Annotated in this window: 11 protein-coding genes; 4 read left to right on the top strand and 7 right to left on the bottom strand. The window is 55.3% G+C overall.

Going from position 1 to position 14,328, the window contains the following annotated elements; genetic code table 11:
- Positions 1-29: 29 nt before the first annotated feature.
- Positions 30-773, top strand: a complete 744-nt coding sequence (cmoA, locus tag OGX81_RS19020) for a carboxy-S-adenosyl-L-methionine synthase CmoA (protein WP_104868539.1) — start codon at positions 30-32, stop codon at positions 771-773.
- On the top strand, positions 770-1,738 hold the full coding sequence (cmoB, locus tag OGX81_RS19015; protein WP_104868538.1) for a tRNA 5-methoxyuridine(34)/uridine 5-oxyacetic acid(34) synthase CmoB: 969 nt from the start codon (positions 770-772) through the stop codon (positions 1,736-1,738). The genes cmoA and cmoB overlap by 4 nt, the downstream gene beginning before the upstream one ends.
- 164 nt (positions 1,739-1,902) lie before the next feature.
- Here the strand turns inward: cmoB and cutC are convergent, their stop codons facing one another.
- Together cutC and OGX81_RS19005 are read right to left on the bottom strand one after the other, a co-directional pair.
- Complete coding sequence (gene cutC / locus OGX81_RS19010) at positions 1,903-2,649, bottom strand: copper homeostasis protein CutC (RefSeq protein WP_104868536.1); 747 nt, start codon at positions 2,647-2,649, stop codon at positions 1,903-1,905.
- A gap of 33 nt (positions 2,650-2,682) precedes the next feature.
- Positions 2,683-3,252 carry a VOC family protein gene (locus OGX81_RS19005; RefSeq protein WP_286487631.1) on the bottom strand — a complete coding sequence of 190 codons (570 nt, stop codon included), beginning with the start codon at positions 3,250-3,252 and terminating at the stop codon, positions 2,683-2,685.
- A gap of 238 nt (positions 3,253-3,490) precedes the next feature.
- On the opposite strand from OGX81_RS19005, the gene argS reads away from it, so the two are divergent.
- Positions 3,491-5,224: an arginine--tRNA ligase gene (argS, locus tag OGX81_RS19000; protein WP_047463162.1), complete on the top strand. Its 1,734-nt coding sequence runs from the start codon at positions 3,491-3,493 to the stop codon at positions 5,222-5,224.
- A 285-nt stretch (positions 5,225-5,509) separates the two neighbouring features.
- Complete coding sequence (gene mrdA2, locus OGX81_RS18995; protein WP_012131980.1) at positions 5,510-7,351, top strand: peptidoglycan DD-transpeptidase MrdA2; 1,842 nt, start codon at positions 5,510-5,512, stop codon at positions 7,349-7,351.
- 151 nt (positions 7,352-7,502) lie between these two features.
- Here mrdA2 and bglB read toward each other — a convergent pair whose 3' ends face one another.
- The 5 genes from bglB to flhB all read right to left on the bottom strand — a co-directional run bounded on the left by bglB (position 7,503) and on the right by flhB (position 14,106).
- Positions 7,503-8,642 carry a beta-galactosidase BglB gene (gene bglB, locus OGX81_RS18990; protein WP_104868535.1) on the bottom strand — a complete coding sequence of 380 codons (1,140 nt, stop codon included), beginning with the start codon at positions 8,640-8,642 and terminating at the stop codon, positions 7,503-7,505.
- A 4-nt stretch (positions 8,643-8,646) separates the two neighbouring features.
- Positions 8,647-10,230 (bottom strand): MFS transporter, encoded by a 1,584-nt coding sequence (locus tag OGX81_RS18985; RefSeq protein WP_012131978.1) that lies wholly within the window; start codon positions 10,228-10,230, stop codon positions 8,647-8,649.
- A gap of 261 nt (positions 10,231-10,491) precedes the next feature.
- Positions 10,492-10,884, bottom strand: a complete 393-nt coding sequence (gene flhE / locus OGX81_RS18980) for a flagellar protein FlhE (protein WP_104868534.1) — start codon at positions 10,882-10,884, stop codon at positions 10,492-10,494.
- The gene (flhA, locus tag OGX81_RS18975) at positions 10,884-12,962 is read right to left on the bottom strand and encodes a flagellar biosynthesis protein FlhA (RefSeq protein WP_071258732.1); all 2,079 of its coding nucleotides are present in this window, start codon (positions 12,960-12,962) and stop codon (positions 10,884-10,886) included. Before flhA ends, flhE begins: the two co-directional genes overlap by 1 nt.
- Entirely contained in the window at positions 12,955-14,106 is a 1,152-nt protein-coding gene (gene flhB / locus OGX81_RS18970) for a flagellar biosynthesis protein FlhB (protein WP_012131975.1), read from the bottom strand. The genes flhA and flhB overlap by 8 nt, the downstream gene beginning before the upstream one ends.
- Positions 14,107-14,328 lie beyond the last annotated feature (222 nt).

Raw genomic sequence — 14,328 nt, 5'->3', positions numbered from 1 at the left:
CCACTTTATTTTTCCCGGATTTTTACGTTATGTCTCACCGCGACACGCTTTTTTCTGCGCCTATCGCCAGTCTGGGCGACTGGACCTTTGATGAACGGGTAGCTGAAGTCTTCCCGGATATGATCCAGCGCTCTGTTCCCGGCTACTCCAATATCATCTCCATGATTGGCATGCTGGCCGAACGCTTCGTACAACCCAATACGCAGGTCTACGATTTAGGCTGTTCACTGGGCGCTGCGACGCTCTCGGTGCGTCGTAATATTCATCATGCCGACTGTAAAATCATCGCCGTCGACAACTCCCCGGCGATGATTGAACGCTGCCGCCGTCATATCGACGCTTACAAAGCCCCGACCCCGGTTGAGATTGTGGAAGGCGATATTCGCGATATCAGCATCGAGAATGCCTCAATGGTGGTGCTGAATTTTACCCTGCAATTCCTTGAGCCGCTTGAGCGCCAGGCCTTGCTGGATAAGATTTATCAGGGTCTGAATCCGGGCGGCGCGCTGGTGCTGTCGGAAAAGTTCAGCTTTGAAGACACAACGGTTGGCGAATTGCTGTTCAATATGCACCATGACTTTAAACGCGCCAACGGCTACAGCGAACTGGAGATCAGCCAGAAGCGCAGTATGCTGGAAAACGTCATGCTGACCGACTCGGTTGAAACCCACAAAGCGCGTCTGCATCAGGCCGGTTTCGAGCATAGCGAACTGTGGTTCCAGTGCTTCAACTTTGGTTCGCTGGTGGCGCTGAAGTCCGGGGTGCCCGCATGATCGAGTTCGGTAGCTTTTATCAGCTGATTGCCAAAAGCCCGCTTTCTCACTGGCTGGAAACCCTGCCTGCGCAAATCGCGACCTGGCAGCGCGATCAGCATGGTCTGTTTAAGCAATGGTCGAACGCGGTGGAGTTCCTGCCGGAATTAACGCCGTACCGTCTGGATTTATTGCACAGCGTCACTGCCGAAAGCGAAACGCCGTTGAGCGAAGGCCAGCTTAAGCGTATCGACACCCTGCTGCGAAACCTGATGCCGTGGCGTAAAGGCCCGTTCTCTCTGTATGGCATCAATATTGATACCGAATGGCGTTCCGACTGGAAATGGGATCGCGTTTTGCCGCACCTGTCCGATCTGACCGGCCGCACCATTCTGGATGTCGGCTGCGGCAGCGGATATCACATGTGGCGCATGATTGGCGCGGGCGCGCATCTTGCCGTGGGAATCGACCCGACGCAGTTGTTCCTGTGTCAGTTTGAAGCGGTACGAAAATTGTTGGGCAACGACCAGCGCGCGCATCTGTTGCCGCTGGGCATCGAGCAGCTTCCGGCGCTGAATGCGTTTGATACCGTCTTTTCAATGGGCGTGCTTTACCACCGTCGTTCTCCGCTGGAACATCTCTGGCAACTGAAAGATCAACTGGTGAAAGACGGCGAACTGGTGCTGGAAACCCTGGTGGTGGAAGGCGATGAAAACACCGTGCTGGTGCCAGGCGACCGCTATGCGCAGATGCGCAACGTCTACTTTATCCCTTCCGCGCTGGCGCTGAAAAACTGGCTGGAGAAATGTGGTTTTGTCGATGTGCGGATTGCCGATGTCTGCGTGACCTCCACCGAGGAGCAGCGTCGCACCGGGTGGATGGTCACCGAGTCGCTGGCTGATTTCCTCGATCCGAATGACCACAGTAAAACCGTCGAAGGTTATCCTGCCCCGCTGCGCGCGGTGCTAATTGCGCGCAAGCCGTAATTGATTGCCCGGTGGCACTACGCTTACCGGGCCTACAATCCCGTAGGCCTGATAAGGCACAGCCGCCATCAGGCATAAAAAGCGCAAAAAAAGGCCCCTGTTGAAATGGCAGGGGCCTGGTACGAGCAAGCATCATATTGGGCGACATGATGCAACGGTAAAAATCAATTGGCCTGATGGCGCACAATGACTCCTTTCATTTCAGCAACCGCCGCCCCGTCTACCGCATAGCGCGAATACTCGTCCGCTTGTGCGTCAGTTGACATGGACAATCCATGATTGCGATAACGCATTGGTGAGGCTTGCCACGCTCCAGCGGAGCTGTGTACTTCCTGCACCCCGGCATCAAGGAAACGTTGCAGATTCTCTGAACGAACCCCTGCTCCGGCCATAATGATTGGAGCATCGCCCTGCGCAATAAGTTCCATAATTATTGGCAAACCGTGCACCGCATCTGATTTTTGCCCTGAAGTGAGCACTCTGGCGACACCCAAATCCGCGAGATTCTTCAGTGCATTGAATGGATTAGCGCACATATCAAACGCGCGATGAAAGGTGACGGCCAGCGGCCCGGCGGCGGCCATTATTTTCTCCATTCGCGCGAGATCCACATTGCCATCGACATCCAGCACGCCAGTAACCAGACCGGGAAATCCCAGTTCTCTGACGGTACGCACATCCTCAAGCATTGCGGCAAATTCACCATCGCTATAACAGAAGTCGCCGCCGCGAGGACGAATAATGGGATGCACCGCAATCGCAACATGCTGGCGAACCGTGCGCAGCACACCCAACGACGGCGTCAGTCCCCCCTCTTTCGGCGCCGCGCACAATTCAATGCGATCCGCGCCATTTTGCTGCGCGGTGAGCGCACATTCCATGCTGTAACAACAGATCTCCAGTAACGCCATGTTCACTCCTTTTTAGCGTTTTCGCGCGTCACGTCAGTCGGCTGACTGTTCGCTTGCCACAATGGCCTCAATTGACCAGGGATGAAATTTAATGGTCACCTTGCCGTCGGTCACGGCCAGCGTCGGGTTCGGCAGACGCTCGCGCGCCCCTTTCGGCGAACTGGTTTTCACGACAATGCCCGGCTGGCTCAGCCCCTCGTCGGACAACAGCACCAGCGCCCGCGCGTTCAGGCTCTCCGGCTCGCCAGGGAGGACAATTTCGATATGCTCCCAGCCTTCATGCGGGTAGCGTTTTTCACCCGGCCACGGCAATTCAACAATCGAAAACCGCCAGTGTTCGACGCAAACAGGCTCATGTAATTTAAACAGGCAAATCGGCCTGCCGTTGATGATATTTTCCGACAGCAGCGCGCCACACTGTTCAAATCCGCGACGCCAGCGCTCAGCGGTCGCATTCTGGTGGCAGCGCAAAGAAATGTGATCGGCTTCAAGCGGTGCGAAATCCAGACCGAGGCGAGTGGAAAGTTCTCTGAACGCCAGAGTGAATCGCGGTAAATCTGCGGAAATATCATGCAGTTCGTCAATAGTCTGCCAGTTCGCCATAATCAAAACTCTTATCGGTGTACAAAGTCGCTAATTTACTCTGTTGTGCATCGCCAACCAACCGCTGATTTCTTTGAATATAAAATGAATGCTTATGCATAATTTTATTGCGCATATTTCCAGCGATACGGCGCGCGCGCAATGCTGACGCCAACGGGCATTTGCAGTATACTCCCGCCCTAAATTCTTAAACTGGCGCGGACTCAGTTAATCCGCGTCTTACACGTAAGGTATTCCGGTGAATATTCAGGCTCTTCTCTCAGAAAAAGTTAGTCAGGCCATGATTGTTGCAGGCGCGCCTGCAAATTGCGAACCGCAGGTTCGTCAGTCAGCAAAAGTACAGTTCGGCGACTATCAGGCCAACGGCATGATGGCAGTTGCTAAAAAACTGGGTATGGCGCCGCGACAACTTGCAGAGCAGGTGCTGACTCATCTGGATCTCAACGGCATCGCCAGCAAGGTTGAAATCGCAGGTCCTGGCTTTATCAATATTTTCCTCGACCCGGCATTTCTTGCTGAACATGTTCAACAGGCGCTGGCTTCTGAGCGTCTGGGCGTGGCTAAGCCTGCGAAACAGACCGTGGTTATCGACTACTCCGCGCCTAACGTCGCGAAAGAGATGCATGTCGGCCACCTGCGCTCCACCATCATCGGCGATGCCGCCGTGCGCACGCTGGAGTTCCTCGGCCATCACGTTATCCGCGCTAACCACGTCGGCGACTGGGGCACACAGTTCGGTATGCTTATCGCCTGGCTGGAAAAACAGCAGCAGGAAAATGCAGGTGAAATGGCGCTGGCCGACCTCGAAGGTTTCTACCGTGATGCGAAAAAACATTACGATGAAGACGAAGCGTTCGCAGAGCGCGCGCGTAACTACGTGGTGAAACTACAGGGCGGCGACCCGTACTTCCTCGACATGTGGCGCAAGCTGGTCGACATCACCATGACGCAGAACCAGATCACCTACAATCGCCTGAACGTTACGTTAACCCGTGACGATGTGATGGGTGAAAGCCTGTATAACCCGATGCTGCCTGGCATCGTCGCCGACCTGAAAGCTCAGGGTCTGGCGGTTGAAAGCGAAGGCGCAACCGTTGTTTTCCTTGATGAATATAAAAACAAGGAAGGCGAACCGATGGGCGTGATCATTCAGAAGAAAGATGGCGGCTATCTCTACACCACCACCGACATCGCCTGCGCGAAATACCGCTATGAAACGCTGCATGCGGATCGCGTGCTGTACTACATCGACTCCCGCCAGCATCAGCACCTGATGCAAGCATGGACCATCGTACGCAAAGCCGGTTACGTGCCGGATTCCGTACCGCTGGAACACCATATGTTCGGCATGATGCTCGGTAAAGACGGCAAGCCGTTCAAAACCCGCGCGGGCGGTACGGTGAAGCTGGCCGATCTGCTGGATGAAGCGCTGGAACGCGCACGCCGTCTGGTGGCCGAGAAGAACCCGGATATGCCTGCCGACGAGCTGGAAAAACTGGCCAACGCGGTTGGTATTGGCGCAGTGAAATATGCGGATCTCTCCAAAAACCGCACTACTGACTACATCTTCGACTGGGACAACATGCTGGCGTTCGAAGGCAACACCGCGCCATATATGCAGTATGCCTATACCCGCGTGCTGTCCGTGTTCCGTAAAGCGGAGATTGACGAGAGCGCCCTGTCCAGCGCGCCGGTCGTTATCCGTGAAGATCGTGAAGCCCAACTGGCTGCGCGCCTGTTGCAGTTCGAAGAAACGCTGACCGTGGTCGCGCGTGAAGGTACGCCGCATGTGATGTGCGCCTACCTGTATGACGTTGCCGGTTTGTTCTCTGGCTTCTACGAGCACTGCCCGATCCTCAGCGCGGAAAACGAAGAGGTTCGTAACAGCCGTCTGAAACTGGCGCAACTGACCGCGAAAACGCTGAAACTGGGTCTGGATACGCTGGGTATTGAGACCGTAGAACGGATGTAATCACATCGAGTGATGTGAAAACCCGCGCTATGTCGCGGGTTTTTTATTTTCCCGAATGACCGCCCTCGTAGGCCTGATAAGCGAAGCGCCATCAGGCGGTAGGGCGCACCTTGCTGGATGGCGGCGTAAACGCCTTATCCAGCCTACGAGAAACGGCTACGTTAACTGTAATTTGTAACGACTCACAAGGAATGACACATTTCCGTAGAGAGATGGAACATCTTTTGTCTGTCATGCCGGTGACGCCTCCGTATTATTAGGCGGCGAATTTATCGGGTGTGGACAATGACGTTTAAAGATTTTGCTGCGGAAGAAAAACTCTTTCTGAGACGCGTGATAGTGGCCTTTGGCCTGGTGGTTGTCTGCTTTGGCGTCCTGATTGTCAATCTCTACGATTTACAAATCCGTCAGCATCAGTATTACACGACCCGTTCAAACGAAAATGACATCAAAATGCTGCCCGTCGCCCCGACGCGCGGCATCATCTACGATCGCAACGGTATTCCGCTGGTGCGTAATATCACCTGGTATGATATTTCCGTCACCCCATACAAAATTGCCGACATGGACGCGCTGTTACGTCAGCTTACCCCTCTCGTGGATCTCACGCCTGATGATATTGCGGCCTTTCACCATGCGTTGAAGTCAGGCAGCCGCTATCGCCCGGTGGTATTGAAAAACGCGCTGTCGGACGTCGAAATTGCCCGCTTTTCCGTTAACCAGTTCCATTTCAACGGCGTGACGATCAACAGTTATGAAGACCGTCAGTACCCCTACGGCGCGGAGCTGGCGCATGTGCTCGGTTACGTGTCGAAGATTAACGACAGCGACCTGAAAGCGCTGGATGAGAAAGGTCTGGCTGAGAACTATGCCGCCGATCACAACATCGGTAAGCAGGGCATTGAACGCTATTACGAAAATGATCTGCACGGCAAAACGGGCTACCGGGAGGTCGAAGTGGATAACCACGGACGCATCGTGCGCCTGTTAAAAAATGTCCCGCCCGTTGCCGGCAAAGACATCCACCTGACGCTGGATTTACATCTACAGGAATATATAGAAAGCCTGCTTGCCGGTCAGCGCGCAGCAGTGCTGGTCGAAGATCCCCACGACGGTTCAGTGCTGGCGATGGTCTCCACGCCCAGCTATGACCCAAACCCGTTTGTGAAGGGCATCAGCCATCAGGATTACGGCAGGTTACTGCATGATAAAGATCTGCCGTTGATTAACCGCGTCACCCAGGGGCTGTACCCGCCCGCCTCCACGGTGAAACCTTATATCGCGATGTCTGCGCTGTTAAACGGCGTTATCACGCCGCAAACCACCTTCTTCGGCGCGCCGACCTGGACGCTCCCCGGCACGCAACGCCATTACCGCGACTGGAAAAAAACCGGCCACGGTATGCTGGATGTCACCAAAGCGATTGAAGAATCCGCCGACACCTTTTTCTATCAGGTTGCCTGGATGATGGGGATCGATCGCATTAACACCATGCTCGGTCAATTTGGTTACGGTAAGCCCACCGGTATCGATCTGGATGAAGAGTATAACGGCCTGCTACCCAGCCGCGAGTGGAAAGAGAGAGTACATAAAAAAGCCTGGTATCAGGGGGATACGATTTCAGTCGGTATCGGCCAGGGGTACTGGATTGCCACGCCGATCCAGATGGTGAAAGCGATGGTAGCGCTAATCAACAACGGGAAAGTGATCGCCCCTCACCTGCTTCAGAGTGAAGTGTCCGGCAAGACCGTCATGCCCTGGCAGGCGCCTCAGACGGAAACGCAGATTGCCGATGCCGCCTCGCCTTATTGGGGGCTGGTGCGACAGGCGATGTTTGGTATGGCGAATGCGCCGAACGGCACCGGTTATAAATTCTTCCACACCGCGCCCTACGGTATTGCAGCCAAAAGCGGCACTTCGCAAGTGTTCAGTCTGAAAGAAAACCAGACCTATAATGCGAAAATGATCCCTATCCGTCTGCGCGACCATGTGTTTTACACCGCTTTCGCGCCGTATAAAAACCCGAAAGTCGCGGTGGCGTTGATTCTGGAAAACGGCGGCAGCGACGGCGTGACCGCCGCGCCGGTGATGCGGCAAATCATGGATCACCTTTTTGCGCCGCAATAACAGCACATGCCGGATGGCGGCGTAAACGCCTTATCCGGCCTACGGTGAATATACCGGCCAACATGCCGGATGGCGGCGTAAACGCCTTATCCGGCCTACAAACTGCGTCGAACCGTAGGCCCGATAAGCGCAGCGCCATCGGGCGTCCCTCTCAAAAATACTTACGCAAATACTCTGTCAGACACAGTATCGCCATCGCCTGCCCGTACGGCATCGATGTCAGCGGAATGTCGCGATAGAAATCCAGATCGTGCCCCATTCCCGTACCAAAGGACGTTTGCAGCAGCTCGCCTTCCGGCGATATGTGTTTCACAATACCGCGAATCGCGCTTTCAGCCGTCTGCGCATATTCCGCCCCAACATAGCGTTTACGCACCGCTTTCAGAATGCCGTAGGCGAACCCCGCCGTTGCCGAGGCCTCCAGATAGGAATCAGGATCGTCCAGCAGGGTATGCCATAGCCCACTCTCATCCTGACAATTTGCCAGCGCGGCGATCTGCGCGTTCAGAACCTGAATCAGATAGCGGCGAACCGCGTTCTTCTCCGGCAAATCGACCAGTTCCAGGAAATCTGGAATCACGATGGTAAGCCAACTGTTACCCCGCGCCCAGCGAGCCCTGGCAAAGTTATGATGTCCATCATAGCTCCAGCCGTGGAACCACAGACCGGTCTCTTTATCCATCAGGTTCTGTACGTGCAGCAGGAACTGATAAATCGCCTCTTCCACATACTCCGGGCGGTTGAGCAGTTTGCCAATCTTCGCCAGCGGCATCACCGTCATCATCAGCGTGTCATCCCACATCTGCTGATGGTTTTCTTCCGCCAGCGTCATGTGCTGCATACCGCCATGATCGGTGCGCGGCATCTCATTCATCGCCCACTCCGCCCAGGACTCAAGCCAGGGCAGATACGCCGGGTTACGCGTCTCTTCATAGCGATACGCCAGCGTCAAAAACGGCGCCATCGTGTTAACGTTTTTGGTGGTCGCGCCTTCGGCGAAACGCTCGGCAAACCAGTTATCGATAATGTCGCGCATTTTCTCATCACCGGTCTGTTGATAATACTGAAGCATACCGTACAGACCGACGCCATGCGTCCACTCCCATCCTGCCCAGCCTTTGGTATCAATCACCCGGCCATCGTCCAGGCGCAGCAGAAATTGTCCGCTCTCATCCCTGATATTGACCAGATTGTTCGTCACCGTCTGAATCAAGGCTTGCAGCGCTTCCCGGGAGATAAATCGCTCCGGCTGACGTAATAATGGGCTGTGTTTGACGGGCCAAACTTTCATATCCTTAACCTCTGTTCAATGTCGAATTCAGCGCAGCGCCCTGTTGAAGCGAAGGCGCCGCAGGTTTATTACGGTTCAGATAACCAATATTGTTGTTACCCCACAGTGATTCATACGGCATACCGGAGAGCATCTCGACGGTCGCACGCGCCTGCGGCGTGATGGCTTCCGGCATCACCCGGCCCGACTCACGCATTTTGGCGGTCTCTTCACGCAGGGTGCCGTGCGTTTGCAAATTCAGTTTGAAACGCAAAGAAACCAGGAAACCAAAGGCCAGCACGGACAGCGTGCCGCAGCTCAGAATCAGCAGAATGGTATGACTGACCGCTTCAGGCTGTATGCTCTGCCCTGAGACAAAACCAGACATCTGCATCACAATCCCGACCAGCATGACGGCCCCGGCCTGAGAGGCTTTACGGGTCAGCGTCATGATGCCCGCGAAGATCCCTTCCCGCCGTTGACCGGTAATCACCTCATCAACATCGGCAATATAGGTGTAGGTATTCCACGGCACATAGTTGATCCCGCCGCGACCAAGCCCCGCCAGCGCTGAGATCAGCAGCAGCAGCGAATAAACATCGCTTAAGCCCGCATAATAAAGAACGGCATAAGAGAGAGAACTCAGACCAAAGAGCACCACGACCATCCGGTATGACGGCGCAGGCCCGAAGCGAATGCACAGCGGGATCATGGCAATCACCGCAATGAACTGGAAGATAGCCATCGTACCGAGCAGATTCGACGCCAGTGAGGCTTCCTGCATCAGGACAAAAACAACATACCAGGTAAAGACGGCGTTAAAGACGTCCTGTGCGATATATCCCCCAAGATACATCCCCAGATGCTGGCGGAAAATCTTGATGCGCAGCGTCGAGCTCAGCTCAACAAACAAACGGCTCATACTCTGGCTGAACGTCAGGCTTTTCTTCTCTTCTTCCGCGCGCAGCGCCGCCTCCGTCCACTCTTCGCGCGGGCGCTCCCAGGTAAAGAACCACACAAAAGTCAGCATCAGCGCGCACAGCACCGAGAACACCAGGCTGGCATAGAAAAAAGAAACGGGGTTGTCTTTACCAAAGGCAGTCAGCAGGATACCCGGCAGGAACGAGGCCAGAATCGCAGACATCTGCGCCATTGAGATACGCGCCCCGGAGAACCGGGTCTTCTGTTTGAAGTCATCGGTCATTTCCGGCACCAGCGTCTCGTAAGGGACAAGAATCATGGTGTAGACAATGTCGAACAGCAGATAAGTCAGCAGGTAGTACCAGAATCCCATATCGCCAACCCACATGAGCGAGTAGCTAAAGACGCATGGAATACCAAGCAGAATAAAGAACTTACGACGGCCAAAGCGTCTGCCGAACCAGGTCGAACCGAAGTTATCGGTCAGAAAGCCCATCAGCGGGCTGACGACCGCATCCAGAACCCTCGCGGCAGCGAAAATGAATGTCGCCTCAATCGGCGTAAGGCCACAGAAGGTCGTGTAGAAATAGAGTAACCATGCGGCGGTTAATGCAGTGGTTCCTGCGCCCAGAAAATCGCCCGAACCATAGGCTAAATAATTCGCCAATCCAATTTTACGTGTTTTCATGCCGTTAACCCTGCAAATTGTTGGGAGACCCCCGGCATATTGGCTTCGCCAAAGGGAGTTTTTACACGGCCACAGTAAAAGCTAACAGGAAGTGAAACCTTTTCATTTTTGCCACGCCATCAGACGAGATGGCAAAAATACAAAGAGTCTGGCAACGCGCGTCACCAATTTATAAAACAGCGTTTCTATTGAATCAAAAGATGGGGTCAAAATTGTGAGGCGGCCAGCACGTTGTCTGCTGGCTGCTGTTGGCGCGGGGAGTTAACGATAGTTCACAATCACCTGATTACGCTGCACTTTTAATGCGGGAATCAGTCGCCCGCCGCCCGGCACCTCCCACACAAAGCGCAACGGTTCAGCGGCAGGCACATTCGCGAACCCGTGGGTGGTTCCGCTCTGTCCGTCCAGCTCCACGCAACGGGACTGTGAACACAAACGCACCCGAAGCCCCGCCGGCGTCGGGCCATTCAGTTCATAGCGCCAGGCGACCAGCGTCATTAAACCGGACACCGGCTGGCCTGACGACAATGGAGCAGACGACGCCGACACCCCACGATGGTTCAGGGTAATGCCGATACTGCTGGCCTGCCACGCCCCTTCTCCAGCGGCCTGTACCGCCAGCGGAAATAACAATAAACCGAGTAATTTACGCATTATTTCCCTCCAATTGTCGCCGTCATACGGATGTTGCGATTATCAGAAAGCTCCATGTTCGACAACACCACCAGCTGCGGCAAACTCCGGCGTAAAAAGCGCGACAGCAGCGGGCGTAGCGCGTGGTTCACCAGCAGAACCGGCGGCGCGCCCAGCATTTCCTGACGGGACAGCGCCTCCTGGGTTTGCGCCAGCAAGCGATCGGCCAGTCCCGGTTCGAGACCGCCACCGCCCTGTAACGCCTGCAACAGCAGGCGCTCCAGCGGAGTATCCAGACCAATCACCTGCACTTCGTCATTGCCCGGGAACCACTGCTGCGTAATCGCCCTGCCCAGCGCCACACGCACCACGGCGGTTAATTCATGCGGATCGCTCTGCAACGGCGCATGTTCCGCCAGCGTTTCCAGAATCGTGCGCATATCACGGATCGGCACTTTTTCATCCAGCAGGTTCTGCAACACTTTATGCAGGGTCGTGAGCGTTACAACGCCAGGCACCAAATCTTCCGTCAGCTTTGGCATCTCTTGTGATACGCGATCCAGCAGTTGCTGCGCTTCCTGACGACCAAACAACTCTGCGGCAAACTGACCAATCAAGTGGTTAAGATGCGTCGCCACGACGGTGCTGGCTTCCACCACGGTGAAGCCCTGAATCTGCGCCTGCTCTTTCAGCGCGCTTTCGATCCAGATGGCGTCCAGGCCAAAAGCGGGATCGACAGTCTGTTCGCCCGGCAGCGTTCCCGCCGCCGTGCCTGGGTTAATCGCCAGCCAGCGTCCCGGATAGGCGTCGCCGCTGCCAATTTCTACCCCTTTCATCAGAATGCGATAGCGCGCTGGCTGTAAGTCCATATTGTCGCGAATGTGTACCACTGGCGGCAGGAAGCCCATATCCTGGGCGAACTTTTTACGAATACTGCGGATTCGCCCGAGCAGTTCGCCGTCCTGCTGGAAATCCACCATCGGGATCAGGCGGTAGCCCACCTCCATGCCCAGCGAATCTTCAAGTTGTACATCGTTCCAGGTGGCTTCAACTACTGAATTATTTTCCGGCATCTTGACGGCCTGCGGCTCTGCCGGTGGTTTTTGTTCACGCCCGCGCAGCCACCAGGCAAGGCCCAATAGCGCCGCCGTAAACATCAGGAACACCAGGTTTGGCATCCCCGGCACCAGACCAAGCAGGCCGAGAACCGATGCGCTGAGCAGCATCACGCTCGGGTTGCTGAACAGTTGCCCCACCATCTGTTCGCCCACATCCTGGTCGGTGCTTACGCGGGTGACGATAACGCCCGCCGCCGTAGAGATCACCAGCGCCGGAATTTGCGCCACCAGGCCGTCGCCGATCGTCAGCAGGGTGTAACTTTCCGCCGCGTGCCCCATGTCCATCCCGTGTTGCAGAACCCCCACCAGCAGGCCGCCCACGATGTTAATGACCATGATTAAGATACCGGCGATGGCATCCCCGCGCACAAACTTACTCGCACCGTCCATTGACCCGTAGAAATCCGCTTCCTGCGTCACTTCAGCACGACGTTTTTTCGCTTCATCTTCGCCAATCAGACCAGCGTTCAGGTCGGCGTCGATCGCCATCTGTTTACCGGGCATCCCGTCCAGCACAAAACGCGCGCCCACTTCCGCGATACGCCCGGCGCCCTTGGTGATAACCATAAAGTTGATGATGACGAGAATGACGAACACCACAATACCGATCGCAAAGTTGCCGCCGACCAGGAAGTGACCAAACGCCTCGACCACTTTCCCCGCCGCCGCTGCGCCGGTATGCCCATCCATCAGGATGATACGGGTTGACGCCACGTTCAGCGCCAGGCGCAACAGCGTGGTGAAAAGCAATATTGTCGGGAATGCGGCAAATTCCAGCGTGCGCTGGGTGAACATCGCCACCAACAGCACCATGATCGACAGCGCGATATTAAAGGTGAACAGCAGGTCGAGGATGAAGGCGGGCAGCGGCAGCACCATCATCGACAAAATCAGCAGGATAAGGATCGGCCCGGCAAGAATTTGCCATTGCGTGGATTTCAGGTTGCTGGGCAGGCGCAGCATCGCGACCAGATTAGCCATCAGTATTCTTCTCGTTCATAAAATCCAGTGCTTCAGGCACAGGAAGATTTTCAGGTTGTGGAGGACGTTGTCCACCGGCAAGACGCCAGCGTTTGAGCTGCCATACCCATGCCAGCACTTCTGCCACTGCGGCATAGAGCTGGCCGGGGATTTGCTGACCAATTTCAGCATGCCGATACAAGGCGCGCGCCAGCGGGGGCGCTTCTAAGGTCGGCACCCGATGTTCCGCGCCGATTTCGCGAATGCGCAGCGCCACCAGTCCCGCGCCTTTGGCGACCACTTTTGGCGCACTCATTTTGTTTTCGTCGTACTGCAACGCAACCGAGTAATGCGTCGGGTTAGTCACGATGACATCCGCTTTGGGCACATCTTCCATCATGCGCCGCTGCGCAGCCGCACGCTGCATCTGGCGAATTTTCCCTTTGATGTGCGGATCGCCTTCACTCTCTTTAAATTCATCGCGAATATCTTTACGCGACATCCGCAGTTTCTTCAGGTGGCTGAAGATCTGAAAGACGACGTCAAACGCCACCATCGGAATCACGCCCAGTACAACCAGAAGCGCGCACAGCCCGACTAAATCAAGCGCATTGCCCATCGCCGTAACCGGAGATTCCGCCATCAGGCGCATCATCTCCGGCCAGTGGTGCCAGAGATAAAACCCCGCCACGCTTCCCACCAGCGTCGATTTCAGGATTGCTTTCAGCAGTTCCGCGCCGGTCTGGGCGGAGAACATGCGTTTAATCCCCGATAGCGGATTCAGTTTTGAAAATTTGGGTTGCAGTGATTTACCGCTGAAAATCAGGCCGCCGAGCATGACCGGCGAGATCAGCGCGACCAGCACAACGCCGGTGATGAGCGGCAGCAACGCAATCATCGCCTCTTTAATCAGCAAAATAATCTGCCCGAGGATCAAATTGGGGTCGTTCACCATGCTGTGATCGAAACGCAGCCCAGCCGACAACATCCCCGCCAGGCGACGCGCCAGCGACTCACCGCCGATCCAGATAATGCAAACGCCCACCAGCAAAATCAGCAGTGAGGTCAACTCCTTCGATCGGGGGACTTGCCCTTCCTCCCGCGCTTTTTCAAGTCGGTGGGGTGTGGGGGCTTCTGTTTTGTCGTCGTCGCTCTCTTCTGCCACTGCATACGCCTGCTGCCATTACGTTGCATCGATCATGCCAGAACACGCCGCAGTCAATAGGCGGAATAGCCCCCATAACGCCCTCTTTTTGTCTTGTTTGTCAGCAAGCGGATTTTCTCTGCCGGTCAGGCGTCTTATTTTCGGAATAAGGGAAGTGGGATCACATTTCATTGACATAAAATACAATGAGCATTTATATAAACCTGTATTACGGAGGTTAAT

The organism is Citrobacter sp. CK206, assembly GCF_030333125.1.
Taxonomy (GTDB): domain Bacteria; phylum Pseudomonadota; class Gammaproteobacteria; order Enterobacterales; family Enterobacteriaceae; genus Citrobacter_B; species Citrobacter_B koseri.
This window is presented reverse-complemented; position numbering and strand designations above follow the sequence as displayed.

Bases quoted from the DNA above. Each gene is read 5' to 3' on its own strand.
- OGX81_RS18985 (WP_012131978.1), bottom strand. From the start codon at position 10,230: ATGAAAACACGTAAAATTGGATTGGCGAATTATTTAGCCTATGGTTCG.
- flhA (WP_071258732.1), bottom strand. From the start codon at position 12,962: ATGGCTAATCTGGTCGCGATGCTGCGCCTGCCCAGCAACCTGAAATCC.
- bglB (WP_104868535.1), bottom strand. From the start codon at position 8,642: ATGAAAGTTTGGCCCGTCAAACACAGCCCATTATTACGTCAGCCGGAG.
- cmoA (WP_104868539.1), top strand. From the start codon at position 30: ATGTCTCACCGCGACACGCTTTTTTCTGCGCCTATCGCCAGTCTGGGC.
- flhE (WP_104868534.1), bottom strand. From the start codon at position 10,884: ATGCGTAAATTACTCGGTTTATTGTTATTTCCGCTGGCGGTACAGGCC.
- mrdA2 (WP_012131980.1), top strand. From the start codon at position 5,510: ATGACGTTTAAAGATTTTGCTGCGGAAGAAAAACTCTTTCTGAGACGC.
- cmoB (WP_104868538.1), top strand. From the start codon at position 770: ATGATCGAGTTCGGTAGCTTTTATCAGCTGATTGCCAAAAGCCCGCTT.
- OGX81_RS19005 (WP_286487631.1), bottom strand. From the start codon at position 3,252: ATGGCGAACTGGCAGACTATTGACGAACTGCATGATATTTCCGCAGAT.
- cutC (WP_104868536.1), bottom strand. From the start codon at position 2,649: ATGGCGTTACTGGAGATCTGTTGTTACAGCATGGAATGTGCGCTCACC.